The sequence below is a fragment of the Streptomyces sp. NPDC058284 genome (assembly GCF_042881135.1).
Taxonomy (GTDB): domain Bacteria; phylum Actinomycetota; class Actinomycetes; order Streptomycetales; family Streptomycetaceae; genus Streptomyces.
In genome coordinates, this window is the sequence record NZ_JBHVYE010000017.1 from 24,969 (window position 1) to 47,956 (window position 22,988).

Here is a 22,988-nt window from a genome sequence, read left to right on the forward strand (position 1 = left end):
GCCGGGGTCAGAATCTACGCGCGTTACGTCGGTCGACTGAGGAGTACGGAAATGCCGCTGAACCGCCGGAAGTTCCTGGGTACGTCTGCTGCCACGGGTGTGGGGTTGGCGGTGACGGGCGCGGCCGTGGCACCGGCCGCGGAGGCCGGTGAGTCGCGCGAGGGCGGGCGGCGCGAGAAGCGGTACTCGTTCACCGTGCTGGGGACGACGGATCTGCACGGCAATGTCTTCAACTGGGACTACTTCACGGACAAGGAGTTCGACGACAAGGACCACAACGATGTGGGCCTGGCGAAGATCTCGACGCTGGTGAATCAGGTCCGGAAGGAGAAGGGTCGCCGCAACACCCTTCTCATCGACGCGGGCGACACGATTCAGGGCACGCAGCTCTCGTACTACTACGCGAAGGTCGATCCGATCACCGCCGAGCACGGTCCGGTGCATCCGATGGCGCAGGCGATGAATGCGATCGGGTACGACGCGGCGGCGCTCGGCAATCACGAGTTCAACTACGGTATTCCGGTGCTGCGCAAGTTCGAGGAGCAGTGCGACTTTCCGCTGCTCGGTGCGAACGCGCTGGACGCGAGGACGGCGAAGCCCGCTTTCCCGCCGTACTTCATGAAGCGTCTGCGTACGCCGCACGGCCGGGAGGTGAAGGTGGCGGTGCTGGGTCTGACCAATCCGGGCATCGCGATCTGGGACAAGGCGAATGTGCAGGGGAAGATGGTGTTCCCAGGCCTTGAGGAGCAGGCGGCGAAGTGGGTGCCGAAGCTGCGGTCGATGGGTGCGGATGTGGTGATCGTGTCGGCGCACTCGGGTTCCAGCGGCACGTCGTCGTACGGTGATCAGTTGCCGTACGTCGAGAACGCGGCCGGTCTGGTGGCGGAGCAGGTGCCGGGGATCGACGCGATTCTGGTCGGGCACGCGCACACGGAGATTCCCGAGTACTTCGTGGAGAACAAGAAGACGGGGAAGAAGATCGTCCTTTCCGAGCCGTTGAAGTGGGGGCAGCGCCTCACGCTGTTCGACTTCGATCTGGTGTGGGCGAAGGGCCGCTGGACGGTGGAGCGGGCCGGTGCGAAGGTTCTGAACTCCAACACGGCGGCCGAGGACAAGAAGATCACACGGCTGCTGGCGGACGAGCACAAGAAGGTCGTCGCGTACGTGAATCAGGTGATCGGCACGTCGACGGCGGCGATGAGCACGGCCGAGGGCCCGTACAAGGATGTCGCCATCATCGATCTGATCAATCTGGTGCAGACGGAGACGGTGGCGGCGGCGCTGAAGGGTGGCGCGTATGCGGCGCTGCCGGTGCTTTCGCAGGGTTCGTGCTTCTCGCGCACGGCGCGGATCCCGGCGGGCGATGTGACGATCAAGGACGCGGCGGGGCTCTATCCGTTCGAGAACACGCTGGAGGCGCGGCTGCTCACGGGCGCGCAGCTCAAGGACTATCTGGAGTTCTCGGCGCGGTACTACGTGCGTACTCCTGCCGGTGGTCCGGTCGACCCCGAGAAGCTCACGAACGCCGACAACATCCCGGACTACAACTATGACGCGGTGCGGGGCGTGACGTACGAGGTGGACATCGCGAAGCCGGTGGGGTCGCGGATCGTCAAGCTGGCGTTCGAGGGCAAGGAGATCGATCCGAAGGCGGAGTTCGTGCTCGCGGTGAACAACTACCGGGCGAGCGGTGGCGGGAATTTCCCGCACATCGCGGGCGCCAAGCAGTTGTGGGCGAATTCCGAGGAGATCCGGAACACGATCATCGGCTGGGTGAAGGCGAAGGGCACGGTCGACCCGGGTCGGTTCGCGTCGGTGGACTGGAAGCTGACCCGGGACGGCACGCCGGTGTTCTAGGCCGTCACGGCTGCTGGATTCCCAGGGTGGCCAGGTCGACGGCGTCGGCGAGTGCCTGGGCGCCCGCGTCGTTGACGTGCAGGCCGTCGCCGCTGTCGTAGTCGTCGTGGATCCTGTCGGGGTCGGCGGGGTCCGCGACGGCGGCGGCGAAGTCGGCGTAGGCGTCGAAGGGGCTGTTCCCGCTGCGGATCCAGTCGTTGACCTCGCGGGCGACGGCGACGCCTTCGGGGGTGGAGTAGCCCTCGTAGACCGTGTCCTTGTAGGGGCCGACGGTGGTGATGGTGGCGGTGAGGCCTGCCGCGTGGAGGCGGTCGGCGAGGGCGGTGAAGCCGGCGATGAGGTCGGCGGCGGTGGGGACGGGTGCGGGGTCGGGGTAGGCCTCCTGGCCGGGTATGCCGAGGTCGTTGAGGCCGAAGTGGACCAGGACGTGGGTGACGCCGGGCACGTCGAGGACGTCGCGGCGCAGTCGGGCCAGGGCGTGTTCGCCGACCTCGTCGGTGAGCAGCCGGTTGGCGGACAGGCCTTGGTTCACGACCCAGCCGGTGCTTCCCGCGGCGCGCAGCCGGTCGTTGAGGAGGTCGGGGAAGCGGTGGTCGGTGTCGGGGGTGGTGCCGGTGCCTTCGAACCAGGAGTCTCCGAAGGCGACGGTGATGGGGGTGCGGGTGGGGGCGAGGACGTCGGCGCCGCTGATGAAGTGGCGGGTGGCGAGTTCCTCCAGGCCTTCGGTGCCGTGGAGGGTGGGCGCGGTGAGGGCGTTGCCGGGTACGGCGTAGCCGGTGCGCAGGGGGACGGCCGAGTAGGTGGAGAGGCCGGTGTCGTCGGGCAGCCAGAGGGTGAGGGCGAGTTCGTCGCCGGCCCGCACGGTCTGCTCGACGGGGTCGCTGACGGCGTCCTCGCCGACGGGGACGGTGAAGTCCTCGGCGCCGCCGAAGCGGACCGGCGTATCGCTGTCCGCGTCGATGCCGCTTCCTTCGGTGCGTCTGGCGAGGCGGGCGCCGCCGATGTGGAGGGGTTCCTTGCCGTAGCGGTTGCTGAGGTGGACGCGGACGGCGGTGCCGCCGCCGTCAAGCCGGATGATCTGGCGGAGTGTGTGGCCGGCGAAGCCGCGTCGTTCGAGGAGTTCGATGCTTTCGTGGGAGCTGACGACGGCGGAGCGGAAGGCTGCGGTCCAGGAGGCTGTGGTGTCGGTGGTCATGATCGCCTGAACCGGGCGGGCGGGTCCGGTATTTCGCGGCGGGGCGTTTTTCTCGCAGGAATATTCGGCGGCGTGTGGGCGCTTGGGCGGGGACAATTCGCCCCATGGATTCGGTAATTGCCGCAGCTCTGGAACCGGTGCTCCGTGATCTGTCGGCGACGTGCGCGGTGCGCCCCGTCGTCCGGGAGGAGCGGGATCCGCAGTTCGGGGAGTACGTCGCGCTGTACGGGCCGGACGGTTCGGGCGCGGGTCTTGTCGTGCGCTTCGGCGCCGAGGGGGCCGGGGATATGACACAGGCTCTGAGTAGTTGTCTTTGAACTCTGGCCGTGAGGCAGAGACGGCTGGATGCTCTGCGGTGTGGGGGATGGTGGAGCGGCCCGGCGGTATTGCCGGGAGTGTGGTGATCCGTTGCCGGTGGCGATGGCGGCGGCCGCGGGAAGCGAGACCGCTGTCCGAGCACTACGGCGACCCGGTCCGCGTCGTACTGATGGAAGCCAGAATCGGGGTACGCGCGGCGCGCCTCGCGGGTGCACCGGGCGGCCGGTGCTGGAGGTACCCGCCGTGCTGCGGCCGCCGGGCTGCTCTTGGCGCGCGTACGTCGAGAACGAGGGCGGCGCGTTCCGTCTGGTCTTCGAGTCGGACCCGACGAACGAGACCGCGGTCCGCTCAGAGCACAGGCTCCGGTGCGCTGCCATCACCGGACTGGGGTCACACTGCTTCCATGAGCACGCCACGGCGCCCGCTGGGGCAGGGCCCTGACATCGAGATCCCGATACGTGACCCGCGTACGCGGACGGCCGCCGAGCGGGCGTCCGACGGCGACTGGGTCGAGGCCGTGGAGGCCGGAGAGCCTACGGTTGTCCCACCGAGCGCGCGGCGCCGACGGCTTGGCAAACGCGCGACATGACTCCGGTGGCGGGCGTCACCCGGGGTGAGCGGTGACGCCCGCGGCGCGCCGTACGAGGACCCCGCCGCGGCCAGCCCCAGGTCCCACCCTGGGCACGCAGTGGACCCCCTACTAGCCACGGTCCGGGAACCGAGTACCGGGCTTCGTACGGGACGCGCCAGTCGCCGGCCGCGCCCGTGGCGATCATCGAGGGGGTCGACGCGGGCCGCTGCGCGCTGCGGGCGTACCTCGCCGCAGTTGCCGTGAGAGTGGCTGCTCACAGGGGTGGGGGGCGTGTACGCGCGCGGGGTGCGGGCGCCTCGGTGGTCCGTACGGCCGCGCTTATCCGTACGTCCATGCCTCTGCAGCCGTGTGTGTCAGCGGACCGTCACCGTGAAGACGGGCGACACGGTGGAGCCGCTCTGCATGCGCAGCTCGTTCTTGCCCTTGAGGCCGAGCTTGACGCGCAGGGTGTACGCGCCGGACTTGTTGACGGTCGTGGAGGCGGGCAGCGTCTTCCACGTGCCGCGCTGCTTCTGCTGCAGGCCGACCTTGGCGCCTGCCTTGATGCCGGTGGCCTTGCCGCTGACGCGCAGCTCCTGCCATGCCTTTACGGAGGTCGCCGAGGGCTTGGCGGTCAGCGCGGGCTTCACCGCGGCGGTGGGGCTGTTCTTCTGGGTGCCGAGGCTCTTGCCGGTCTTGACGTCCCAGATGGCGTACGGCGTGCCACCGCCCTGCGTCTTGCTGTACAGGCGCTTACCGTCGGCGCTCAGGTGCAGGTAGATGCCGTCGTCGACCGTCTGGCCCGGCTTGAGGGCCTTGCCGTTGTAGTACGGCTTGCCATCCTTGACCGGGATGGTGACGCCGGCACCGATGTCAATCTTCACGGGCTTGGCGGCAACGCTCCGCGCCGCAGCGGGCCGCTCCGTGGCGGGCGTGCTCGCCAGAGCGGCTGCCGCCGGGGCCAGGAGCGCCGTACCGGCGAGGACCGAAACGGCTGCAGTACGCAGGGCGCTGCGGCGGTGGGTGGTGTTACGCATGGAGTGGTTCCCCTTCACGGTCATGGATCTGTTCGCGCGCACGGCACGGCTCCGCTGGTCGGGCGGCGCCGCACCGGGAAGTGTCCTGTTTGCCCTCACCGTCCGTGCTGAGCGGTGAGTGCTTGATCAACCTAGTTCAACCGTCATGACGGTTATCCGCAGTTCATGTAACAACACCCCATAGATCACCACACGGTCTGCCATCACGGCGGTGCCAGAGCGAACAAGCCGGGTTGGGAATCCGTCAGTTGCGGCCATGAGTAGGTGTCTCTCTTCCTCAACGCTGCTTTTCAGAGCCCGTGTGGCAGAGGTAGCCGTTCCGCGACCGCGTTTCTGCAAGGGTTACGGCCAGTGCTGTACGGCATGGCAGAAAGCCGATGATCGCGAATACCCCCGTCTTGGCCCAAGCGCCGCCAGCCGCCAGTACAGCCGTATCTGACAGTTCCTCATTTCGAGTGATAGGCGCGTAACGAGGTCAAGCCAGGGGCAGCTACTACACGTCCCATCCGCGCACTGAGCAGCGATAACGAAGGAGACTGGTGTGGACCTTCTCAACACTGTCACGTACCTGGTTGGTCTAGGGCTCCATGCCCTAGCGAATCTTGGGCTCCTGGGAATTCTTGGGTAGAACGCTTTGTTCGTATGAGTTGTCACGCCCTGGAAAACGGGAACTCGATGCATGTTCAGAGCACTAGCGGCAGCACCGCGAAAATTACCGCCGTCAACAGCGGTGGCCAGGGTCCGTGCTGATGACCCGCGCGATCGGGGCAGTTGAGGGCCGGGGGGATCAACTAGCGGCGGGCCGCAGCTCCTTTGTCCAGCTCGGGGTGTGGTGCCCTTTTCGGGTCAGGCGCCTGGTCATGAGCGTGATGAACGCCCAGTTCAGATGGGCTTCGGCATGTTGGGGAAGCCGCTCATAGTCCCTAGCGTTGCGGCGGGCGTTCATGATCCAGCCGAGGGAGCGCTCGACCTTCCAGCGCCGGGGCAGGACGACGAAACCACGAGTGCCCTTGGGTCGCAGCACGGGCCGCAGGGTCATCCAGAGATGGCCTGCGGTCCAGGAGGGCAGCAGGTCACGCGCGTAGGCGGAGTCCGCCCAGATCTGGGTGATCTGTGGGTGGGTGAGCCGCAGGCGCCAGAGCAGGTCGCGGGCGATGGTCTCGTCGCGGACATCGCCCGCCGTCACCGTGATCATCACGGGCAGGCTCAAGGTGTCGACCACGAGGTGTCTCTTACGTCCCTTGATCTTTTTTCCCGCGTCGTAGCCGCGGCTGTCCCGGCCGACGGTGGAGGCCGCCTTGACGGACTGGGAGTCGACGATCAGCGTCACCGGGAACGGGCAGCGGCCCTTGCCTGTGCGGATGTGGCGCCGCAGCTGGTCGCGGATGAAGGTGACCACTCCGGCCCGGTTCCATCGCGCAAAGAACCCGTAGACGGTCTGCCAGGGTGGGAAGTCCGCAGGCAGGGGCCTCCACTTTCCTGCACCGACTTGAGCAGAACACCACGGCTGCCGCCATCGTCACCGGCAGCGGATCACCACACTCCCGGCAATACCGCCGGACTGTCCCGCCAGCCCCCACACGGCAGATCATCCAGCCGCCAGTGCCTAACGGCCAGAGTTCAAAGACAACTACTGACGGCGGAGTTCGCGGATCAGGCGTCGGACTGGGCGGTCGAGGCGCTGTGCGCGGAGCTGGCGCCCGCCGTGTGGCCGGAGTGCCCGGCGCACCCGGACACGCATCCGCTGGCGGCCGGGGTGGTGGCGGGCGTCGCGGTGTGGTCGTGTCCGAGGTCGGGCGGGGTGGTGGCGCGGGTCGGGGAGCTGGCGGCGGGGGATGTCAGCTCTTGAGACGTACGAGGTTTCCGCGCTGTTCGCCGATGCGGCCCGCGGTGCCGGTACGGCGTTCGGAGCTCTGGAGGCCGAAGGTGGTGAACGCGGTGCGGTCGGGCAGCGGGTAGGGGGCGTCGTCCGAGAGGGAGTTGAGGATGGTGGCGCTGCGCCAGGCGGCGAGGCCGAGATCGGGGGCGCCGACGCCGTGGGTGTGGCGTTCGCCGTTCTGTACGTAGACCGATCCGGTGACGGACGGGTCGAGGACGAGGCGGTACTGCTCGTCGATGCGGGGGCGGGCCGATGAGTCCCTGCGGATGTAGGGGTCGAGGCCGGCGAGGAGCTGGTCCAGGGGGCGCTCGCGGTAGCCGGTGGCGAGGACTACGGCGTCGGTGGTGAGCCGGGAGCGGGTGCCCTGTTGCAGGTGTTCGAGGTGGAGTTCGACGCGGGTGGTGGCGACGCGGCCCGCGGTGCGTACGCGGACGCCGGGGGTGAGGACGGCGTCGGGCCAGCCGCCGTGCAGGGTGCGGCGGTAGAGCTCGTCGTGGATGGCGGCGATGGTGTCGGCGTCGATGCCTTTGTGGAGCTGCCACTGGTGCGGGACGAGGCCGTCGCGGACGGCTTCGGGCAGGGCGTGGAAGTAGCGGGTGTAGTCGGGCGTGAAGTGTTCCAGGCCGAGTTTGGAGTACTCCATGGGTGCGAAGGCCTCGGTGCGGGCGAGCCAGTGGATCCTCTCCTGTCCCGCGGGGCGGGCGCGAAGCAGGTCGAGGAAGATCTCGGCGCCGGACTGCCCTGAGCCGATGACGGTGATGTGTTCGGCACTGAGCAGCAGGTCGCGGTGGTGGAGGTAGTCCGCGGAGTGGATGACGGGGGCGGTGGGGGCTTCGGTGAGGGGTTTGAGGGGTTCGGGGATGTGGGGGGCGGTGCCGATGCCGAGGGCGATGTTCTTGGTGTAGGTGCGTCCGAGGGCTTCGGCTTCGCCGTCGGTGTCGAGCTGGGTGAAGTCGACTTCGAAGAGGCCGCGTTCGGGGTTCCAGCGGACGGCGTCGATCTGGTGTCCGAAGTGGAGTCCGGTGAGGTTCTCGCTGACCCAGCGGCAGTACGCGTCGTATTCGGCGCGCTGGATGTGGAAGCGCTCGGCGAAGTAGAAGGGGAAGAGCCGCTCGCGGGTCTTGAGGTAGTTGAGGAAGGACCAGGGGTTCGCGGGGTCGGCGAGGGTCACGAGGTCGGCGAGGAAGGGGACTTGGAGGGTGGCGCCGTCGATGAGGAGTCCGGGGTGCCAGTGGAAGTCGGGGCGCTGTTCGTAGAAGGAGGTGTCGAGTTCGCCGAGGGGCTGGGCGAGGGCGGCGAGGGAGAGGTTGAACGGGCCGATGCCGATGCCGACCAGGTCGCGGGGGTCTTCGGGGGTGGTGAGCGGCCGGGGGCGGGGGTGGTCGGGTGTGCCGGTCATCGGGGGGTGGTTCCTTCCACGTGGTCGGGGGCGGGCGCGGCGGTGGGTGCGGTGTCGGGTTCTTCGACGAGCTTGAGGAGTGCGGCGAGGTCGCCGGGCCGGGTGTGGGGGTTGAGGAGGGTGGCCTTGAGCCATCGGCGGCCGTCGAGGTCGGCGCGGCCGAGTACGGCGGTGCCTTGGGTGAGCAGCCGTCTGCGTACGTGGGCGATGTGGTCGTCGGTGGCGTTCGTGGGGCGGAACAGGACGGTGCTGATGGCGGGGGTGTCGTAGAGCTCGAAGGCGGGGTGGGCGTCGATGAGGGCGGCGAACTCGGCCGCCCGGTCGCAGACCTGGTCGACGAGGGCGCCGAGTCCGGTGCGGCCGAGGGCCTTGAGGGTGACGGCGATCTTGAGTACGTCGGGGCGCCGGGTGGTGCGCAGGGAGCGGCCGAGGAGGTCGGGGAGTCCCGCTTCGGTGTCGTCGTCGGCGTTGAGGTAGTCGGCGCGGTGGGCGAGGGCGTGCAGGTCGCGGGGGTCGCGGGCGGCGAGGAGGCCGGCGGCGGCGGGTTGCCAGCCGAGTTTGTGCAGGTCGAGGGCGACGGTGTCGGCGCGGTTGAGGCCGCGCAGCTGTTCCTTGCGGGTGTCGCTGAAGAGGAGTCCTCCGCCGTACGCGGCGTCGATGTGGAGTCGGGCGCCGTGGGCGGCGCACAGGTCGGCGATCTCGTCGAGGGGGTCGATGAGTCCGGCGTCGGTGGTGCCCGCGGTGGCGGCGACGAGGAAGGTGCCCGGTGGGCCGCCGAGTTCGGTGAGGGCTTCGTCGAGGGCGGCGGGGTCGAGGGTGCCCGCGGGGGCGGGTACGACGACGGGGTCGGGGAGGCCGAGGAGCCAGGCGGCGCGGGCGAGGGAGTGGTGGGCGTTCTCGCCGGTGAGGAGGCGCAGGGGGCCGTGGCTTGTGGGGCTTTCGCGGGCGAGGAGGAGGGCGAGCTGGTTGGCCTCGGTGCCGCCGGTGGTGACGAGGGCGTCGCCGCCGTCGTGGATCTCGGCGGCCAGGGCGCGGGTGACGAGGGCTTCGAGCGCGGTCGCGGCGGGTGCCTGGTCCCAGGAGTCCATGGAGGGGTTGAGGGCGGAGGCGGCGAGGTCGGCGGCGGCTGCGACGGCGAGGGGTGGGCAGTGCAGGTGGGCGGCGCAGAGCGGGTCCGCGGGGTCGGCGGCGCCTTCGGCGAGGGTGTGGACGAGGGTGCGCAGGGCCGCCTCGGGTCCCGTGCCGTGTTCGGGGAGGACCGGTTCGGCGGCGGCGCGGACGCGGTCGGCGACGGCTTCGGGGCCGCCGGCGGGGAGGGGGCCGTGGCGGGCGGCCGTGCCGGTGTACAGGCCTTCGAGGGCTGCTGCGAGCAACGGCCGCAGGGCGTCGGGGCCTTGGGCGCCTCCGGCGAGGGGTGGCGGGGTGCTCATGGGCGGTCCTTCGGGTGCGCGCGTACAGGGGCACCAGCCTGTACGTCGCGCGGCCCGGTGCGCCTGGATACCGGCGCGAGGGAACCCGAAAGTGGTATTGCCGTACGGAGGAAACGTGTGGGGGCGGGGCGGGGTGCTAGGGCGGGCCGCTGGGGCGTGTTGGTACGGGCGCGCCTTTGGATGGTCAGGAGCGGAAGGCGTCCTTGTGGTCGGCCGTCCATTCCTCGAAGGTGCGGGCCGGCGTGCCGGTGACGGCCTTGACGGTGGTGGTGATCTCCGGTTCGGTGCCGACCGCGTCGCCGAAGGAGCGCAGGAGGGCGGGGAGCATGTGGGGCGGTACGTGCGGGAAGAGGTCGGGCCCCACGTCCTCTGGGGGTACGTCGACGAAGCGCAGGGTGCGGCCGAGGGCGGCGCCGATGGTGTGGACCTGCTCCTCGGTGGTGACCGGGGCGGGGCCGGTGAGGCGGTGGACGGCGCCGCGGTGGCCTTCGTCGAGGAGGGCGCGGGCGGCGACGGCGGCGATGTCGGCCTCGTGGATGGGGGCGGTCACGGCGTCCGGGAAGGGGCCGCGGACGGTGTCGCCGGTGCGGATCTGGGGCGCCCACTGGAACGCGTTGGTGGCGAAGGCGTTGGGTCGCAGGAACGTCCAGTCGAGGCCGCTGTCGCGTACGTGCTCTTCCAGTCGGGCGTGCTGGACGTGGATGGGGTGGGTGGTGTCGGCGCCGTCCTGGATGATGCCCGAGGAGAGGACGGCGACGTGCCGGACGCCCTGTGCGCGGGCCGCTTCGAGGAGGGCCGCGGTGTGTTCGCCCACGGCTCGTGCGTGCAGGAAGAGGCCGGTCGCGCCGTCGAACAGGGCACGGAGTTCGGCGGGTTCGGGCAGGTCGCCGGTGAGGTCGAGGCGGGCGGTGTGCGCTTCGGCGGGCAGGTCCGCGCGCCGCGGGTCGCGGCTGAGGGCGCGTACGGGGACGCGTTCGGCGATGAGCTGGGTGACGAGGGCGCTGCCCACGTTTCCGGTGGCACCGGTCACGACGATCACGGGGTGGCTCCTTGCTGGTGCGGCCCGGCCGGTCTGCTCCGGTCCTGGTGCCGGGGGCCGGTCGGGCGGGTCCTGAGCGGCTTCCGTTTCACCCTAGGCCGGGTCCGCGGGGTCCCGGATCGTCGTATGGGACCAGTCGCGGGGGACCAGGGGGCGTAGGCATCAGGTCCTACGCCCCCCGTCCGCCTCCGTCAGCCCTTCTCCGCTCCTTGCCGTACGCGCAGTGCCCGTGCCAGGTCATCGAGCTGGTCGACGAGCTTGCGGCGCAGGGCGGGGGTGGGGTCGGCGTCGCGCAGGCACCGTTCGCCGAGCCGGAGCGTCTCGGCGTCGACGAAGGGCAGCGGGAAGGCGTAGCGGCCCGCCGCCTCGGCCATGGCGGGCCCGCGTCGGGCGGCGAGGGCGACCGCGTCCTCGAAGTAGCGCGGGACGTACTCCGTTACGAGGTCGGCCTGTTCGGGCTGCCAGAAGCCCTGGGCGGTGGCGGTGAAGAGGTAGTTCGACAGCTCGTCGGTGGCGAACATGGCCTCCCAGGCGGCCCGTTTGGCCGCCGCGTCGGGCAGCGCGGCCCGGCAGCGTGCCGCGCCCTCGCGGCCGGTGGCGCTCGGGTCGCGCTCCAGCTCGGCCGCGATGGCGGCCTCGTCGGTCGCGTCGAGCGCGGCGAGCCGGCCGAGGACCCGCCAGCGCAGCTCCGGGTCGAGCTCGGGGCCGCCGGGTACGGTGCCCTCGCTCAGCCAGGCCTGGAGGGGCGCCGCCTGGGTGGCGACGTCGATGGCGCCGCGGACCGCGGTCAGGCGCAGGCCGGGGTTGGAGCCGTCCTCGGTGCGGCGGATCAGGTCGCGGCAGAGTTCGCCGAGGAGGGTGAGGGCGGCGGGCCGTTGCCCGGGGGTGGCGAAGCGGTGGGCGATGTGGGTGGTGGCGAAGGCGAGGACGCCCTGGACGATGGCGAGGTCGCTCTCCTCGGGCAGGTGCGCGCGGGCGGCCTCCAGGTAGGCGGCGCCTTCGAGTTCGCCGTCGCGGACCATGTCGCGCAGGCTGTTCCACAGGACGGCGCGGGTGAGCGCGTCCGGGACGCCGGAGAGGCTCCGCAGAACGGTTTCCCGGGAGGTCTCGTCGAGGCGGATCTTGGCGAAGGTGAGGTCCTGGTCGTTGAGGACGATGAGGGCGGGGCGCCCGCCGTCGCGCGGGGTGGCGTCGGTGGCCGGGATGTCCGTCTCGAAGCGTTCGCGCAGGACCAGGGAGCGGCCGTCCGCGAGGTCGCGGTCGTAGACGCCGACGGCGATGCGGTGGGGGCGTCCGCCGCCGTGGCCGGGGCCCGCGTCATGGCTCGGGCCGCCGTCGCGGTCGACGGTGAGCGTCCACGCACGGCCGCTGTGGGAGACCTTCGGGGTGAGGGTGTCGACGCCGGTGGTGCGCAGCCACGCCTCGGCCCAGCCGTGCACGTCGCGGTCGGTGGCGTGGGCGAGGGAGTCGATGAAGTCGGCGAGGGTGGCGTTGGCGAACTTGTGCCGCGCGAAGTGGATGTTGATGCCCGCCAGGAAGTCCTTCTCGCCGAGCCAGGCGACGAGCTGGCGCAGGGCGCTTGCTCCCTTGGCGTACGAGATGCCGTCGAAGTTGAGCAGTGCGGACGCGGTGTCGGGCACGGCGTCGGGGTCGGGGGCGACGGGGTGGGTGGAGGGGCGTTGGTCGGCGTCGTATCCCCAGGATTTGCGGGCGACGCCGAAGTCGGTCCAGGGGTCGGTGAAGCAGGTGGCTTCGGCGGTGGTCTGGAAGCCCATGTACTCGGCGAAGGACTCGTTCAGCCAGATGTCGTCCCACCAGGTGAGGGTGACGAGGTCGCCGAACCACATGTGGGCCATCTCGTGGGCGATGACCATGGCGCGGGTCTGCCGCTCGGTGTCGGTGACGGCGGAGCGGTAGATGAACTCGTCGCGGAAGGTGACGAGGCCGGGGTTCTCCATGGCGCCCGCGTTGAACTCGGGGACGAACGCCTGGTCGTAGGAGTCGAAGGGGTAGGGCTCGTCGAACTTCTCGTGGTAGCGGTCGTAGCAGGCGCGGGTGACGTCGAGGATCTCCTCGGCGTCGGCGTCCATGAAGGGGGCGAGGGAGCGCCGGCAGTGGATACCGAAGGGCAGTCCGCGGTGTTCGGTGCGCACCGAGTGCCAGGGGCCCGCGGCGACGGCGACGAGGTAGGTGGAAATGGGCGGCGTGGCCGCGGCCTGCCACGTCCCGCCACCGAGGTGGTCGGTGACGCCGTTGGCGAGGACGGTCCAGCCCTCGGGGGCGGTGGCGGAGAACTCGAAGACGGCCTTCAGGTCGGGCTGGTCGAAGGCGGCGAAGACGCGCTGCACGTCCTCCATGAAGAGCTGCGTGTAGACGTACGTCTCGCCGTCGGTGGGGTCGGTGAAGCGGTGCATGCCCTCGCCGGTACGGGAGTAGCGCATCGCGGCGTCCACGCGCAGCTCGTGCTCGCCCGCGGTGAGCCCGTCGAGCGCGAGCCGGTTGTCGGCCAGGCCCGCCGGGTCGACGGGCCGCCCGTCGAGGGTGACGGAGCGCAGCTCGGCGGGCTTGAGCTCGACGAAGGTGGCGCCGTCGGCGCGGGCGCTGAACCGGATGACGGTCCGGGAGTCGAAGGTGTCGCGGGCGGGATCGGCCGCCCGGCTCAGATCGAGCTCGACGGTGTACCGGTGGACGTCGATGAGCTGGGCACGGGTCTGCGCTTCGTCGCGCGTCAGTACGGGCATGGGGTCATGCTGCCTGATGGCGGGCGGGTCGGTGCAGGGGCGTGGGGTGGGGACGGATCAGTCCGTGGTCGGCGTCGTCGCCGGAGCCGTCCCGTCGCCGCTCACGGGCCCCTCCGCGATCTGCTCGTGGTGTCTGATCACTTCGGCGATGATGAAGTTGAGCAGCTTCTCGGCGAAGGCCGGGTCGAGCTTCGCGTTCTCGGCCAGTTGGCGCAGGCGGGCGATCTGGCGGGCCTCGCGAGTGGGGTCGGCGGGCGGCAGGTGGTGCTGGGCCTTGAGGTGGCCGACCTGCTGGGTGCACTTGAAGCGTTCGGCGAGCATGTGGACGACGGCGGCGTCGATGTTGTCGATGCTGTCGCGCAGCCGGGACAGCTCGGCGCGCACCGTCTCGTCCGCGACCGCGGGCGTGCCGTCGCTGTTCTCGTCACTGGTGTGGCTGGTGGTCATGGGCCACGAGCCTACGTTGCCGGTGCGGGCCCGCCATCGGCGCAGGAGCGCAGGATCGGCGGGTGGTCGGGGTCGGGTATCTGCTGGGACCAGCCGCCGGGTACGGCCCTGCCCTGCTGGTCGCGGAAGCGGACGGGCGCCGTGCCGACCCGGCGGGTGAAGAGGCGGGAGAAGTACGCGGGGTCGTCGTAGCCGACGCGGCGGGCGACGGCGGCGACGGGGAGCTCGGTGGCGGCGAGGAGTTCCTTGGCGCGGCCGAGGCGGATGCCGAGGAGGTAGTCCTTGGGGCTGCAGCCGGCGCCGCGCCGCACTGCGGTGCGCAGTTCGGCGGGGGTCATGCCGTGCCGGGCCGCGTGCTCGGCGACGGACAGGGGCTGGAAGGCGTCGCGGGCCAGGGCCTGGAGCACGGGGTCGCCGTCGGGGGCGATGTCGGCGCGGGCGCGGCGCAGCGCGACGAGGAGTTCGTGGACGGCGGCGCCGGTCTCGACCTCCAGGAGGGGGTTGCCGCGGCGGGCCGCGCGGGCGATGCGGGCGACGGCGGCGCGGGCGCCGGCCGCGTCGGAGAGCGGTACGACGGGCCGGGTGGGTTCGATGTAGCCGAGTTCGGTGTACGTGTCGGTGGCGGGGCCCGTGAAGTCGACGAAGCACTCGTCCCAGCCGGTCTCGGGGTCGGGCCCGTAGTGGTGGCGCGTGCCCGGGGTGAGCCAGATCAGGGCGGGCGCGGTGACGGTGGTCCGGCGCCCGTCGGCGCCGCGGAACCAGCCGCCGCCCGCGCTGATGACGACGGCGACGTGGTGGTCGAGGGTGCGCGGGCCCACGGTCGGCAGGAGGCCGTGCTGCAGGCCGACGCCGAGGCAGGCGAGGCCGAGCCGGTGGTGGGCCGGGCTCGGGGTGAAATACCGCATCCAGGTGTGGTACATCCGCGTGCGTCCCTTCCGGTGCGGGCCGGGGCCCGGCCCGCTCGGTGCGTCGCCGGACGCGTTCGTCCTGTCTCGCTGCGTCCAACCGGACCCGATCTTTGTCCATGGACCCTGCCGCCCGCCAGGGGCAATCGTGGGCGGGCGGTACGTGAGCGAGAGGACGCGATGAACGGGTTCAGGGTCGGCGAGGACGATTTCGAGCTGGACGGGCGGCCGGTGCGGCTGCTCTCCGGGGCGCTGCACTACTTCCGGGTGCACGAGGCGCAGTGGGGCCATCGTCTGGCGATGCTGCGGGCGATGGGCCTCAACTGCGTGGAGACGTACGTGCCGTGGAACCTGCACGAGCCGCGCCCCGGTGACAGCCGTGACGTCGGGGCCGTCGGCCGGTTCCTGGACGCGGCGCGCGAGGCGGGGCTCTGGGCGATCGTCCGGCCAGGGCCCTACATCTGCGCGGAGTGGGAGAACGGCGGCCTGCCGCACTGGCTGACCGGTGCGGTGGGGGCACGCGTGCGTACTCGTGACGAGGAGTATCTGGGGCACGTGGCGCGGTGGTTCCGCCTGCTGCTGCGGGAGATCGTGCCGCGCCAGCACGGCGGTGCGGGCGGCGGCCCGGTGATCATGGTGCAGGTCGAGAACGAGTACGGCAGCTACGGCTCGGACCAGGTGTACCTGCGCCACCTGGCCGGCCTGCTGCGCGCCGAGGGCGTCACGGTCCCCCTGTTCACCTCGGACGGCCCCGAGGACCACATGCTGACCGGCGGGTCGGTCCCGGGCGTCCTCGCGACGGCCAACTTCGGCTCGGGCGCCCGGGCGGGCTTCGGCACGCTGCGCAGGCACCGGCCCAGGGGCCCGTTGATGTGCATGGAGTTCTGGTGCGGCTGGTTCGATCACTGGGGCGCAGAGCATGTCGTGCGGGACGCCGGTGACGCGGCGGCGGCGCTGCGCGAGATCCTGGAGTGCGGGGCGTCGGTGAACCTCTACATGGCGCACGGCGGGACGAACTTCGCGGGCTGGGCGGGCGCCAACCGGGGCGGCGGCGCCCTGCACGACGGCGAGCTGCAGCCCGACGTCACCTCGTACGACTACGACGCGCCGATCGACGAGTTCGGCCGCGCGACGCCCAAGTTCTGGGCCTTCCGTGAGGTTCTCGCGGAGTACGCGTCCGGTCCCCTGCCGGAGCCGCCCCCGCCGCTCCCGGCGCTCGGCGCTCCCGCGTCGGCCGTCCTCACCGACTGGGCCCCCCTGGACACGGTCCTGGACTGGCTGGGCGGCCCCGAGGCGGAGCACGCCGTCCCGCCCACGTTCGAGGAGCTGGACGTGGACCGGGGTCTGGTCCGGTACGCCGTCACGGTGCCGGGGCCGCGCGAACCGTACCCGCTGAGCGTGCGGGGCCTTCGGGACCGGGCGGTGGTGTACGTCGACGGGGAGCGCGCCGGTGTCCTCACCGAGGGCACCCCGGCGTTGAGCACGCCCGTCGCCGGGCACGCGCGCGTGGAGCTGTGGGTGGAGTCCCTGGGGAGGGTCAATTACGGGCCCCGGACGGGCGAGCCGAAGGGCATCACCGGAGGCGTCCTGCACGAACGGCAGTACCTGCACGGGGTGCGGGCACGCGGCCTGCGGCTCGACGCGTTCGACGTGCCGTCGGCGGTACGGGGGGTCCCCTCGGCCGGCCCCGGCGAGGGCCGGCCCGGCCTGTACCGGGGCACGGTCGAGGTCGGCTCCCCCGGCGACGCGTCCCTGGAGCTCCCCGGCTGGACGCGGGGGTTCGTGTGGGTCAACGGCTTCAACCTGGGGCGCTACTGGGCGGTGGGCCCGCAGATGTCGCTGTACGTGCCCGGCCCTGTGCTGCGGGACGGGGCGAATGAGGTGTGGGTGCTGGAGTTGGAGGGGGCCGGGGAGCGGGTGGGGCTGGTGTGAGTCGGCGGTGGGGGCGGTCGAGTCAGCCCCCCCCCACCCCCCGCGCCTCACACCTCGCTGACCTCGAACGCGTCAAGGACGAACTCCGCCTTGCCGTCCTCGCCCGTCTTGCGCAGTCCGACCCAGGCCTCGCCCTCGGCGGGGGCGGTGAACTCGTAGGTGAGGGTGGTGGGTTCGGTGGCGGCCGGGAGGTCCTTGCGGTCGCTCTCGTGGGGGGACGGGTCGTCGACCGCGGTGATCCAGGCGTACTGGCCCGCCTTCTCGTTCTCGTAGCGGAAGGAGACGCGGTAGCGCTTGCCCGGTGCGAAGCGGACGGTGTGCGGGACCGTGCGGTAGACCAGGCCGGTGTTCTCGCCGCGTGACTTCAGGGAGTTGGTGCCGTCGATGACGTCGTCGATCGCCTTGCCGTTCCAGCCGCGCTGGGTGAACGGGGCGTGGCGCTGGGCGATGTGGGTGCGCGGGTCGGTGACGTCGCCCGCGTCGCCCTTCACGAAGGGGCCCCAGCCCTGCGGGACGTGCTCGAAGTCCTCGTGGGCGAGGGTGGCGCGGGGGCGCTTCGCGGGGCGCCGGGTGGCGGCGATCCGTACGTTGTCGAAGCGCACGCGCGCGTGGCCCGCCTCGGCGCGCAGCGTCAGCTCGGCCCTGCCGCCGCCCTCGGGGACGGTGAAGTACGTGAACATGCGCTGGAAGCGGGTGCCGTGCTTGCGGTCGGCGGCGACGTAGTTGCCCGCCGTGGACGTCTCGGTGAAGTTGGCGGCGGTGACGCCGTCGGCGGTGCGCACCTCCAGGGACGCCCTGCGCCGCTCCCCCGGCTTCTCGCCGACCTCGACCTGCACGGACGCGACGTACGTCCCGGCCTTCAGGCGGGTGAGGCGCTGGCCGACGGAGGCCGCGGCGCCCGCGCCGATGACCAGTTCGTGGTCGCCGAGGTCGCTGAGCCGCACGGTGGCGGGGCCGCTGACCGTCCAGCCCTTCAGGGAGCCGGAGTGGAAGCCCGGGTCGTGCAGGGGTGTGCCCTGGCCCCACTTGGGGTCGGGCAGGGCGGCGGCGCGCTCGCGGTAGAGGACGTAGGGCTGCTTCGGGTCGGCCTCGACGGTGACCTTGCCGCCCGCTACGGAGACGTACGACTCGAAGACCCGTCCCTGGTCGGTGAGCCGGTAGAGCGCCACCCTGGAGCGGCGTGCCCACGCGCGCGGGAGCTGCCAGGTGCTGGCGCCGCCCGCCGGGTTGTAGTGGTACAGCTTGGCGGGATCGTGTGCCTTGCGGGGCTCCCAGGGGAGGAGGTAGCGGCCGTCTTCGTAGACGACGTTTCCGTCCGTGGTGATGCGCCGCACGCCCGTGGAGTCGGAGACCGTCGTCCTCGTCGCCCCGAAGAAGGTGATCTCGTGCTCGTCCCAGCTCTTGATGGGGTTCGCCTGGAGGTACTTGGCGGGCAGTGAGTGGGTCCAGATCAGGTCGTAGAAGGCGTGCCAGTCGGTCTTGCCGACCCAGCCCTCGAAGTTGCCCATGCGGGCGGCGCCGAGCAGGGTGGGCCACTTGTCGGCGAAGACGTCCTTCTGGTGGTTGCGGATGAAGCGGATCAGCCGGGAGTTGAGGCCGCGCGAGGTGTCGCCGCCGTAGTCGGTCTCGGTGGCCCAGTGCGACCAGAGGGAGGAGCGCTCGAAGCCGTGGCCCCACTCCGACGTGACGGTCCAGCCCTGGTCGCGGAAGGCCCGCTGGAGGCGGTCGGAGGTCCAGCCGGACTCGCGGAACACGTCGATGTAGAGGGTGTTCAGGCCGCGGTCGGTCTGGGCGCGCAGGTCGGCGAAGCGCTTGATGACGTCCCCGGAGACCAGGTCGCGGCGCTGGTCGATGCGGTAGCTCTGGTCGAGCCAGTCCCACTGCTCGTTCTTCCTGTCGACGAGCTTGTCGGAGAAGGCGTTCGCCACGGGGTACGACTCGGTGGCGTTGACGTGTACGCCGAAGTCGCTGTTCCACTTCTTGCCCTCGTGGACCAGGGTGTTGAGGTCTGTAAGGCCGCCCGCGCGCGTGTTGTAGTTGTCCGCGTAGTCGGGGTGGGCGGAGTCGTGGCCCTCGGACTGGTAGCCCTTGAGGAGCGTGTACTGGCGCAGGCCGTCGGTCGCCAGGTGGATCCGCTTGACGTTGTCGAGCGTGGCGAGGAACGGGTTGGTGGCCTGCGAGGCGAAGTTGAACGGGATGTGCGGGACGACGCGCAGGTGCTGCTCGTCGGCGCCGCGCGGGGTCACCATGATGTCGCGGAAGGCGATCGCCGCGTCCTGCCAGTCGACCTTGCCGTCGCCGCCCCGGTCGCCGGTGATGACGACAGTGGCGTAGGGCAGGGGTTCGGTGGCGTGCACGGGCGCGGTCGCGGCGCGGTATGTCCACTGTCCCGGGCTCAACCGGGCCTCTACGTAGTCGGCGTTCCCGGCGTCGTGCCGCACCGTCTCGCGCCACAGGCGGCCGTTCTCCCAGGTGGTGCCCGCCTCGCTGGTGGGCTTGTCGTAGACGGTGTTGGTCTCGATGGCTCCGCCGATCCTGTCGTGTGCCACGACGGCGTAGGCGCAGCCGGTGGGCGGTTCGGCGGGGGTGTCCGCGGCGGGACGGACGAGGGTGTCGCCGCTCTTGGCCTTGTCCAGCTGCACCTTGGCGGCGAGGAGAGCGGCCCCGGGCTGGTCGCTGCGCACGGAGAGCAGGGCGAGGCCGGGGATCCGCAGGGTGCCGACCCGCAGCGCGTCGGTGTCCGCGATCCTCGTGACGCGCCAGTGGACCTGCCTGCCCTCGACCGCGATCTCGACGTCGATCCGGGTGCCGCCGTCGAAGGCCAGCACGTACGCGGCGCGGGATCCGCCCGTCGTGGCGGTGACCTGCGGGGTGTGCGCGGCCTCGTCGATGAGGACCGTGGTGACGGCGTCCCGCCGGCCGTGCAGTACGGCGCCGCTCGCGCGGTCCGTGTAGGAGACGACGCGCGGGAAGGCGGTGGCGACGCGCACGTCCAGGTCGGCCGAGCGCAGGACCACCTCGTCGGGCAGGGGCCTGCCGGGGGCGCCCTGAGCGCTCCGCGTACCCCCGGCGAACGCGGTTCCGCCCGCTCCGAGCGCGGCCCCCACCCCGGCGACCGCACCGGTGGCGACCACGGCTCGGCGGCTCGGTCCTGACCTGTCTGACGGCGGCATGCGGCACTCCTCCAGGGGACGGAATCGGTGCCGATCACGATGGCCGGGTGGGACGGGGGCGCCCATGGACAAAGGGGGGACAGGTCTTGGACTAACTTCCGGGCGGGCGGGACGCCGTGGCCGTGGGCGTCCCGCCGTTGCGCTCAGAGCGTCGAGGCCGCCTTCTCTATGTCGCGCGCGAAGGTCGACACCTCGGTGTACACGCCGGGGAACTTCGGCCGCGCGCAGCCGTTGCCCCAGCTGACGATGCCGACCTGGATGTACTGGCCCGCGTCGTCCTTGCGGAACATGGGGCCGCCGGAGTCGCCCTGGCAGGTGTCCGTGCCGCCCTCGGCGAGCTTGCCGGCGCAGAGCTCCTCGCCGGGCGTGAGGTCATCGCCGTACGCGGCCTTGCAGTCGGCGTCACTGACGAACGGGACGGTCGCCTTGAGGAGGTAGCGCTGCTGTGCGCCGCCCTCCCTGGCCGCGCCCCAGCCCGCGATGGTGAAGTTGCCGGTGTTGTACTTGGTGTCCGTGGCTATCTTCAGGGTGGGCTGGTCGATCGGCTTCGCGAGCTTGATGAGCGCCCAGTCCTTGCCCTTGCCGTTGTAGCCGGGGGCCTGGAGGACCTTGGTGGACTTCACCTTGATCGCGGAGGAGCTCTGGAGGTCCACGACTCCGCCGGTGGCGGTGATGCTGGTGTTGCTCCCCGAGCCGTCCACGCAGTGGGCGGCGGTCAGCACGATGTTCTTGGCGTACAGAGCGCCGCCACAGCCCATCGACAGACGGACCATGAACGGGAACTCGCCCTGTGCGGCACGGGTGCCGCCGACGACGCTCTCGCCCGGCTTCGGGCCCGGGCTCGGGGCCGCCTGGGCGGCGACGGGCTGAAGGCTGACGGCGGCGAGCGCGATCGTACCGAGGGCGGCGGCTCTCTTGGCTCCACGCAGCTTGGTCTTCAACTGACTCTCCTAGGTGGGGGGTTCATGAGTCGTACGGGCGTCATGGCATGTGCCCGCCAAAGCGTTGTTGCGGATTATGGAGATCGGTGTCCGCTCAGGACAAGGGGCGGTTTCCGGCCACGACGTGTCGCGCGGGCCCGCTCCGGGCGGGGCAACCCCCGTACAGTGGGCCAGGGTTGCAGTGCCCGGTGCGTGGTTTCAGGGGGTGCGGACGTGGCGGTCGGCGGCGGTCCAGTCGTGCACGGCTACCCCCATCTGGAGACCGTGCGCGCCGCTGTCACCGCGCTCTACAGACGCCTCTCGTACGACACCGTCCACACCTTCGAGACCAGCGTCGCCCCCGCCGACGTGGCCTTCAGCGACCAGGACGACCTGTACCTCGGTGTGCAGCGGGTGGCCCGCGAGATGGTGCGGCACCTGCGCCTGCCCGACGCCCGGATGATCGTCAGCTTCCGCGAGATGGAGCACGCCGCGTACGTCGAACTCGCCGCGGGATCCGAGTACTTCATCGAGCTCAACGACCGCTTCCGCACGCACCGCAGAGACATCGGCGCGGCGCTCGCCCATGAGGTCATGCACGTCTACCTGCACCGGCTCGACCTGTCGTTCCCCGGCACCCGCGACAACGAGATCCTGACCGACACCGCCACCGCCTACCTGGGCGCGGGCTGGCTGCTGCTCGACGCCTACCGCGAGGACGGCGCGTCCTCGCAGAAGCTCGGCTACCTCACGCCGGAGGAGTTCGGCTACGTCCTGGCCAAGCGGGCGCTGGCGTTCGGCGAGGCTCCGGAGACCTGGTTCACCAGCGCGCAGGCGTACACGGCGTACACCAAGGGTCTCGCCCAGGCGCGCCGCGACGAGCAGCAGCCTCCGCTGACGGCCGCCGGGTGGGCGGGGCGGCGGCGGTACGCGAAGGACCGGCGGTACGCGCGGGACCACGGCGGCGCGGTCGCGGCGGGCGGAACGGGCGGGGACTACTCCTTCTCCGTCGGCGGCGGCACCCTGCGGGTGACGTTCCCCTGCCCCGCCTGCCACCAGCGGATCCGGGTGCCGGCGCGGGGGCGGATGCGGGCGCGGTGCACGCTGTGCCGGACGGTGCTGGAGTGCGACACGTAGCGGGGCCCCTCCCTTGGCGTCGGCAACGGGCGGGCAGCCGCGTATCAGGCTGCCCGTGTCAGGCGGCGGACCAGTGTCCGGGGCGGTGGAGGGAGTCGGAGAGCCTGGTGCGGTCGTCGCCCCTGGCCGCGTTGACCTGCGACTGGGTGAGGAAGAGCGCGCCGGTGAGATCGGCGCCGCGCAGGTCCGCGTCGCGCAGGTCCGCGCCGATCAGATCGGCTGCCCGCAGGTCCGCGTCGCGCAGGTCGGCGCCGATGAGGTACGAGCCGCGCAGATCGACGCCCCTGAGAACGGCGCCCTTGAGCCGCGCGCCGATGAGGTCGGCGCCCCTGCGGCTCTTCTTGCCGCCCTTACCGCCCTTACCGTTCCTGGCGCCCTTTCCGCCCCTGCCGCCCGCGCCCTGGTGCTCGGCGCGGACCAGTTCGCTGGTGCGCAGGAGGAGCTTGTTGACGTCCTGGCGGTGGGCGGCCACGTCGGTGTCGACCACGGCCTCGGGGGTGCCCCCGGCCAGCCGCTGCGTCGCGGCGAGGGCGCGCCTCAGGTCGGCGGCGATCGGCCGGGTCTGCGGGTACGTGAGCGCCTCGGTCACGTACCAGAGCAGTTCGTGGAGCTGCCTCATGACCGGGAAGGCCTCGAACATCTGGCGTGCCGTGGCCTGATCCTGACGCCAGTCGCGGCCCTCGAAGGTGGACTGGGAGACGCGCTGCCCGGCTCCGAAGCAGTCGTACACCGTGCAGCCCCGGTACCCCTTGTCCCGGAGGTCGCGGTGGATGCCGCAGCGGAAATCCGCCCGGAGATTGGTGCAGGGCGTGCCCGCGCCCTTGTCCACCGCGAAGTCCGAGGATCTGGCGAAGGTGAGGGCCACGCAGCACAGCCCGAAACAGCTGCCGCAGTCGGCGCGCAGGACCGCGCGGTCGTCGTCGAGCAGGGGCAGGTGCCGGGGCAGGGCGGCGGGTTCGCGCTCCGGTCGCTCCGGTGTCATCGGGCGGGCTCCTCGGTGCCGGGCTG

The 22,988-nt window shown here is 71.3% G+C and carries 15 protein-coding genes and 2 pseudogenes; 5 read left to right on the top strand and 12 right to left on the bottom strand.

Annotated elements, in window-relative coordinates; all coding sequences use genetic code 11:
* Positions 1–51: 51 nt before the first annotated feature.
* A complete protein-coding gene (locus ACFVYR_RS23210) occupies positions 52–1,857 on the top strand; it encodes a bifunctional metallophosphatase/5'-nucleotidase (RefSeq protein ID WP_384255712.1) in 1,806 nt (601 codons plus the stop codon).
* A gap of 4 nt (positions 1,858–1,861) precedes the next feature.
* Here ACFVYR_RS23210 and ACFVYR_RS23215 read toward each other — a convergent pair whose 3' ends face one another.
* Positions 1,862–3,052 (bottom strand): GDSL-type esterase/lipase family protein, encoded by a 1,191-nt coding sequence (locus ACFVYR_RS23215; protein ID WP_384255714.1) that lies wholly within the window; start codon positions 3,050–3,052, stop codon positions 1,862–1,864.
* Positions 3,053–3,156: 104 nt separating this feature from the next.
* Between ACFVYR_RS23215 and ACFVYR_RS23220 the strand changes: the two genes are divergently transcribed.
* On the top strand, positions 3,157–3,369 hold the full coding sequence (locus ACFVYR_RS23220; RefSeq protein ID WP_384255717.1) for a hypothetical protein: 213 nt from the start codon (positions 3,157–3,159) through the stop codon (positions 3,367–3,369).
* 274 nt (positions 3,370–3,643) lie between these two features.
* Positions 3,644–3,718: pseudogene (locus ACFVYR_RS23225) on the top strand (TetR/AcrR family transcriptional regulator); the annotation flags it as partial.
* Positions 3,719–4,315: 597 nt separating this feature from the next.
* Here ACFVYR_RS23225 and ACFVYR_RS23230 read toward each other — a convergent pair.
* From ACFVYR_RS23230 to ACFVYR_RS23265, 8 genes and pseudogenes are all read right to left on the bottom strand, one after another.
* Complete coding sequence (locus ACFVYR_RS23230) at positions 4,316–4,978, bottom strand: hypothetical protein (RefSeq protein ID WP_384255720.1); 663 nt, start codon at positions 4,976–4,978, stop codon at positions 4,316–4,318.
* A gap of 790 nt (positions 4,979–5,768) precedes the next feature.
* Positions 5,769–6,455 (bottom strand): annotated as a pseudogene (locus ACFVYR_RS23235) (IS5 family transposase); the annotation flags it as partial.
* 361 nt (positions 6,456–6,816) lie between these two features.
* Positions 6,817–8,256 carry a lysine N(6)-hydroxylase/L-ornithine N(5)-oxygenase family protein gene (locus ACFVYR_RS23240; RefSeq protein ID WP_384255722.1) on the bottom strand — a complete coding sequence of 480 codons (1,440 nt, stop codon included), beginning with the start codon at positions 8,254–8,256 and terminating at the stop codon, positions 6,817–6,819.
* Positions 8,253–9,686, bottom strand: a complete 1,434-nt coding sequence (locus ACFVYR_RS23245) for a pyridoxal phosphate-dependent decarboxylase family protein (protein WP_384255725.1) — start codon at positions 9,684–9,686, stop codon at positions 8,253–8,255. The genes ACFVYR_RS23240 and ACFVYR_RS23245 overlap by 4 nt, the downstream gene beginning before the upstream one ends.
* 184 nt (positions 9,687–9,870) lie before the next feature.
* A complete protein-coding gene (locus ACFVYR_RS23250) occupies positions 9,871–10,725 on the bottom strand; it encodes an NAD(P)H-binding protein (protein WP_384255728.1) in 855 nt (284 codons plus the stop codon).
* 191 nt (positions 10,726–10,916) lie between these two features.
* Positions 10,917–13,466, bottom strand: coding sequence for an aminopeptidase N (gene pepN, locus ACFVYR_RS23255; protein WP_384255731.1), 2,550 nt, complete (start codon positions 13,464–13,466; stop codon positions 10,917–10,919).
* A gap of 57 nt (positions 13,467–13,523) precedes the next feature.
* Entirely contained in the window at positions 13,524–13,913 is a 390-nt protein-coding gene (locus ACFVYR_RS23260; RefSeq protein ID WP_384255733.1) for a chorismate mutase, read from the bottom strand.
* An 11-nt stretch (positions 13,914–13,924) separates the two neighbouring features.
* Positions 13,925–14,833, bottom strand: a complete 909-nt coding sequence (locus ACFVYR_RS23265; protein WP_384255736.1) for a helix-turn-helix domain-containing protein — start codon at positions 14,831–14,833, stop codon at positions 13,925–13,927.
* A gap of 165 nt (positions 14,834–14,998) precedes the next feature.
* Between ACFVYR_RS23265 and ACFVYR_RS23270 the strand changes: the two genes are divergently transcribed.
* Positions 14,999–16,750 carry a beta-galactosidase gene (locus ACFVYR_RS23270; protein ID WP_384255738.1) on the top strand — a complete coding sequence of 584 codons (1,752 nt, stop codon included), beginning with the start codon at positions 14,999–15,001 and terminating at the stop codon, positions 16,748–16,750.
* 47 nt (positions 16,751–16,797) lie between these two features.
* Here the strand turns inward: ACFVYR_RS23270 and ACFVYR_RS23275 are convergent, their stop codons facing one another.
* Together ACFVYR_RS23275 and ACFVYR_RS23280 are read right to left on the bottom strand one after the other, a co-directional pair.
* Complete coding sequence (locus ACFVYR_RS23275; protein WP_384255741.1) at positions 16,798–19,923, bottom strand: endo-alpha-N-acetylgalactosaminidase family protein; 3,126 nt, start codon at positions 19,921–19,923, stop codon at positions 16,798–16,800.
* 143 nt (positions 19,924–20,066) lie between these two features.
* On the bottom strand, positions 20,067–20,864 hold the full coding sequence (locus tag ACFVYR_RS23280; RefSeq protein WP_384255743.1) for a S1 family peptidase: 798 nt from the start codon (positions 20,862–20,864) through the stop codon (positions 20,067–20,069).
* Positions 20,865–21,056: 192 nt separating this feature from the next.
* Between ACFVYR_RS23280 and ACFVYR_RS23285 the strand changes: the two genes are divergently transcribed.
* Positions 21,057–21,980 (top strand): hypothetical protein, encoded by a 924-nt coding sequence (locus ACFVYR_RS23285; protein ID WP_389612490.1) that lies wholly within the window; start codon positions 21,057–21,059, stop codon positions 21,978–21,980.
* 58 nt (positions 21,981–22,038) lie between these two features.
* On the opposite strand, the gene ACFVYR_RS23290 is transcribed toward ACFVYR_RS23285, so the two are convergent.
* Positions 22,039–22,962: a pentapeptide repeat-containing protein gene (locus ACFVYR_RS23290; RefSeq protein WP_384255749.1), complete on the bottom strand. Its 924-nt coding sequence runs from the start codon at positions 22,960–22,962 to the stop codon at positions 22,039–22,041.
* Between the last annotated feature and the right edge of the window lie 26 nt (positions 22,963–22,988).

Excerpts from the sequence above, each read along its gene's own strand:
- pepN (WP_384255731.1), bottom strand. The coding sequence starts at position 13,466 with ATGCCCGTACTGACGCGCGACGAAGCGCAGACCCGTGCCCAGCTCATC.
- ACFVYR_RS23230 (WP_384255720.1), bottom strand. The coding sequence starts at position 4,978 with ATGCGTAACACCACCCACCGCCGCAGCGCCCTGCGTACTGCAGCCGTT.
- ACFVYR_RS23260 (WP_384255733.1), bottom strand. The coding sequence starts at position 13,913 with ATGACCACCAGCCACACCAGTGACGAGAACAGCGACGGCACGCCCGCG.
- ACFVYR_RS23215 (WP_384255714.1), bottom strand. The coding sequence starts at position 3,052 with ATGACCACCGACACCACAGCCTCCTGGACCGCAGCCTTCCGCTCCGCC.
- ACFVYR_RS23290 (WP_384255749.1), bottom strand. The coding sequence starts at position 22,962 with ATGACACCGGAGCGACCGGAGCGCGAACCCGCCGCCCTGCCCCGGCAC.
- ACFVYR_RS23265 (WP_384255736.1), bottom strand. The coding sequence starts at position 14,833 with ATGTACCACACCTGGATGCGGTATTTCACCCCGAGCCCGGCCCACCAC.
- ACFVYR_RS23270 (WP_384255738.1), top strand. The coding sequence starts at position 14,999 with ATGAACGGGTTCAGGGTCGGCGAGGACGATTTCGAGCTGGACGGGCGG.
- ACFVYR_RS23245 (WP_384255725.1), bottom strand. The coding sequence starts at position 9,686 with ATGAGCACCCCGCCACCCCTCGCCGGAGGCGCCCAAGGCCCCGACGCC.
- ACFVYR_RS23210 (WP_384255712.1), top strand. The coding sequence starts at position 52 with ATGCCGCTGAACCGCCGGAAGTTCCTGGGTACGTCTGCTGCCACGGGT.
- ACFVYR_RS23275 (WP_384255741.1), bottom strand. The coding sequence starts at position 19,923 with ATGCCGCCGTCAGACAGGTCAGGACCGAGCCGCCGAGCCGTGGTCGCC.
- ACFVYR_RS23240 (WP_384255722.1), bottom strand. The coding sequence starts at position 8,256 with ATGACCGGCACACCCGACCACCCCCGCCCCCGGCCGCTCACCACCCCC.
- ACFVYR_RS23220 (WP_384255717.1), top strand. The coding sequence starts at position 3,157 with ATGGATTCGGTAATTGCCGCAGCTCTGGAACCGGTGCTCCGTGATCTG.